Origin of the sequence: Baekduia sp., from assembly GCF_035318805.1 — a bacterium.
Classification (GTDB): Bacteria; Actinomycetota; Thermoleophilia; order Solirubrobacterales; family Solirubrobacteraceae; genus Baekduia.
Window position 1 is genome coordinate 1 of record NZ_DATHDY010000057.1, and the last position, 3,895, is coordinate 3,895.

General features: G+C 71.0%; 4 protein-coding genes and 1 pseudogene. 4 read left to right on the plus strand and 1 reads right to left on the minus strand.

What is annotated here, in order from left to right; genetic code table 11:
• From VK501_RS13265 to VK501_RS13280, 4 genes and pseudogenes are all read left to right on the plus strand, one after another.
• Positions 1-346 (plus strand): annotated as a pseudogene (locus VK501_RS13265) (50S ribosomal protein L1); the annotation flags it as partial.
• 80 nt (positions 347-426) lie between these two features.
• The gene (gene rplJ, locus VK501_RS13270) at positions 427-1,131 is read left to right on the plus strand and encodes a 50S ribosomal protein L10 (RefSeq protein ID WP_324338040.1); all 705 of its coding nucleotides are present in this window, start codon (positions 427-429) and stop codon (positions 1,129-1,131) included.
• A gap of 5 nt (positions 1,132-1,136) precedes the next feature.
• Positions 1,137-1,514, plus strand: coding sequence for a 50S ribosomal protein L7/L12 (rplL, locus tag VK501_RS13275; protein ID WP_324338042.1), 378 nt, complete (start codon positions 1,137-1,139; stop codon positions 1,512-1,514).
• 254 nt (positions 1,515-1,768) lie between these two features.
• A complete protein-coding gene (locus VK501_RS13280; protein WP_324338044.1) occupies positions 1,769-2,656 on the plus strand; it encodes a TerC family protein in 888 nt (295 codons plus the stop codon).
• A 3-nt stretch (positions 2,657-2,659) separates the two neighbouring features.
• Here the strand turns inward: VK501_RS13280 and purU are convergent, their stop codons facing one another.
• Positions 2,660-3,517, minus strand: coding sequence for a formyltetrahydrofolate deformylase (purU, locus tag VK501_RS13285; protein ID WP_324338046.1), 858 nt, complete (start codon positions 3,515-3,517; stop codon positions 2,660-2,662).
• Positions 3,518-3,895: the final 378 nt, after the last annotated feature.

Below are 3,895 nucleotides of genomic sequence, written 5' to 3' on the forward strand. Positions count from 1 at the left end.
GGGCCCGCAGGGCAAGATGCCGAACCCCAAGGTCGGCACGGTCACGATGGACGTGGCCAAGGCCGTCGAGGAGTCCAAGTCCGGCAAGGTCGAGTACCGCACCGACCGGACCGCCATCGTTCACCTGAACATCGGCAAGACGTCCTTCGACGAGCGCGCCCTGCTCGAGAACTACGCGGCCGTCATCGAGGAGCTCATCCGCGCGAAGCCCTCGGCCGCCAAGGGTCGGTACCTGCACTCGGTCACCATCGCTTCGACGATGGGGCCGGGCATCAAGGTCGACCCGTCCCGTACCCGCGACATCCTCGGACTGGAGAACGCTGAGACCGCGGTTGCCGCCGCGTAATCACGTTCGACACCCGAGGCCGTCCTGAGACCGCCGGCACGCGGATGCGCAATCCGTGGGAAGCCCGGCAGAGGAGGCCCGTGAACAGGGACCAGAAAGCAGCAGCGGTCGCAGAGATCGCTGAGCAGATCCAGGGGTCGGAGGCGGTCTTCGCCATCGACTACCGAGGCATCACCGTCGCGCAGGTCGCCGAGCTCCGCACGCGTTTGCGCGAGTCGGACTCGACGTTCCGCGTCGTCAAGAACACGCTCACCGAGCGCGCGGCCGACCAGGCCGACGCGGAGGTCCTCAAGGCCCTCCTCGAAGGCCCGACGGCGCTGACGTTCGTGCGGGGTGACGCTGCCGCGGCCGCCAAGGCGATCGCGGACTACCAGCGCTCCACCGGCGGCGAGCTGCTGCCGTTCAAGGGCGGGCTGATGAACGGCGAGGCGCTCGACGCCGCGCAGATCACCGCCATCTCCAAGCTCCCGTCGCGCCAGGTCCTCTACGGCCAGCTCGTCGGGATGGTCGCCTCGCCGATCACCGGCCTCGCACGGAGCCTCAACGGCCTCGTGTCGGGTCTCGCGATCGCCCTGAGCGGCGTCCTCGAGAAGAAGGAGTCGGGCGAGGTTCCGTCCGGCGACGCACCTGCCGCCCCCGCCGCAGAGGCACCCGCAGCAGAGGCACCCGCCGCGGAGGCACCCGCAGCATCCGACCAAGCACCCGAAGCACCGGTGGCCGAGGCCGCCCCGGAGGAGCCCACCGAGGGCGCCGCCGACACCACCACCGAGACCCAGGAGGACTGACCAACATGGCTACCAGCACCGCAGAGTGGATCGAGGAGCTCAAGGGCATTTCCGTGCTCGAGCTGTCGGAGCGCATCAAGGCGCTCGAAGAGGAGTTCGGCGTCTCGGCGACGGCCGTCGCCGCCGCCGCCCCGGCCGCCGCCGGTGACGGCGCTCCGGCCGAGGAGGAGTCCACCACCGTGGACGTCGTCCTGACCGCCGCCGGCGACAAGAAGATCCAGGTCATCAAGGTCGTGCGTGCCGCGACCGGCCTGGGCCTCAAGGAGGCCAAGGCGCTCGTCGACGAGGCTCCCAAGCCCATCAAGGAGGGCCTGGAGCGCGACGAGGCCGACAAGCTCAAGCAGGAGCTCGAGGAGGCCGGCGGGTCCGTCGAGCTGAAGTAAGGAAGCATCGAAGCGACGTCCGCTGCGGGTTCGGCCCCCTGGGCCGACACCCGCGACCGGATCGCGGCCCTCTGGGCCGTGATCCGGCGGGCGCCCTTCGTCGTTCCTGTTAGCCTTGGCGGCGTCGAAGGGAAGTAGCCCGACGGCGTACATCGTCAACACGGTGCCCACGGCATCCGGTGTGCGCGGCCTCAGGTTCGAGGCGGTCAAACCTTCGCGAGTCCCGTACGACCCGCGAAAGGAACCGCACGCCCGTGAAGTGGATCGCCCTCATCGGTGCCCTGATCGCCCTCCTGGCGTTCGACCTCTGGCTCGCCCGCCGCGAGCGGCACGGCATGAGCGTCAAGAGCGCCACCCTGCAGAGCATCGGCTGGGTGATCGTCGCCCTGAGCTTCGGCGGCGTCATGCTCGTCGCGCTCGGCGGCCGCGACTCCGGCCTCTACTTCGCCGGCTACCTCGTGGAGAAGTCGCTGTCGCTGGACAACGTCTTCGTCTTCCTGCTGATCCTCACGAGCTTCGGCATTCCGGAGGTGCAGCGCCACCGCCTGCTGACCTGGGGCATCGCTGCGGCCCTCGTGCTCCGCGGCCTGTTCATCGTCGTCGGCGCCGCGGCCCTGCACCAGGCCAGCTGGATCGCCTACATCTTCGCCGCGTTGCTGGTGTGGACGGGCTGGCGGATGTTCCGCCACCGCCACGACAGCGCGGGGGAGACCGCGTTCGTCGAGAAGCTCAAGGATCGGCTGCCCGGCGGCTCGGTGGCCGGCGCCGCGCTCGCGGCCCTCGTCGTCGCCGACATCGTGTTCGCGATCGACTCGGTGCCGTCGATCCTGGCCATCACCGACGACCCGTTCATCGTCTTCGCGGCCAACGCGTTCGCGCTGCTGGGCCTCGCGCCGCTGTTCTTCCTCGTCGCCGACCTCGTCGAGCGCCTCTACTACCTCAAGACGGCGCTCGCGTTCCTGCTGGTGGCGATCGGGATCAAGATGGCCGCCGGCGAGCTGTGGGGCAAGCTGGGCCCGGAGATCAGCCTGCCCGTGATCGCCGCGATCCTCGGCACGGGCGTGATCGCCTCGCTGGTGCGCGACCGCCGGATCGAGCGCGAGGGCGCCGGCCCCGGCGAGGCCGCGGTCTCGGCGACCTGACCCTCAGAACACCACCGTGCGGTTGTCGTGCACCAGCACGCGGTCGTCGAGATGCCAGGCGACCGCGCGGCCGAGCACGACCCGCTCGATGTCGCGGCCGATCGCGGTCATCTCGCCGACCGTGTGGCGGTGGTCGACGCGCGCGACGTCCTGCTCGATGATCGGCCCCTGGTCGAGCTCCTCGGTCGCGTAGTGCGCGGTGGCGCCGATGATCTTCACGCCGCGCTCGCGCGCTCGCGCGTAGGGGTCGGCGCCGGCGAAGGCCGGCAGGAACGAGTGATGGATGTTGATCACCGGCGCGCCGACGCGCTCCAGGAAGCCGGCCGACAGCACCTGCATGTAGCGCGCCAGCACGACGAGGTCGACGCGGGCGGCGGCGAGCAGCTCCAGCATGCGCTCCTCGGCGGCCGGCTTCCCGCCGCGCGCCACCGGCACGTGCTCGTAGGGCACGCCGAAGGCCTCGACGTCGGCGCGGTGGTCGGGGTGGTTGGCGATGACCATCGCGATCTCCGCCCGCAGCTCGCCCCGGCGCCGGCGCCACAGGAGGTCCAGCAGGCAGTGCTCCTCGCGCGAGGCGAGCAGGGCGATCCGCTGGCGCTCCCCGGCGGGCGCCATCCGCCACTGCATCGCGAACGGCTCGGCGACGTCGGCGGCAAACCGCGCCCGCAGGCCCTCGACGTCGCCGCCGGGCAGGTCGAACTCCAGGCGAAGGAAGAACCAGCCTCCCTCTGGGTCGGTCGAATGCTGCGCCGAGGACGTGATGTTCGCCCCGCTGTCGGCCAGCAGCCGGGCGACCGCTGCGACGATCCCGGGCCGGTCGCGGCACTGGACGACGAGGCGCACGAGGAAGGCGTCGGGCATGGACTCCAGTATCCGCGACGGCGCCGTACCGTCACCCGACGCCCGCGCTGGCGCTCGCCCCCGGGCAGCGCTACACTGCCGCGCGTCGACCGATAGTCGTAGCCGCCTACTGCACGCGACCCGCGCCACATACGCGGGAGCCCTGGCGGGGTCCGTGAGTGTCGACCGCCCCCGAGGGGGTCCGCTTCGGCCTGTGCTAGATTGATAGGTCGCGTCCTCGCGCCACCGCGCGAACGCCCCCCTCCTGTTTGCCCGCCTCGACCCCCCGAGGAGTCGCCGTAGTGCCTGCCCTCGACGCCCTCCGGACGCGCCGCAGCTTCGCGCGCCTGGACAAGGTCCTCGACCTTCCGAACCTGATCGACATCCAGCGCCGCTCCT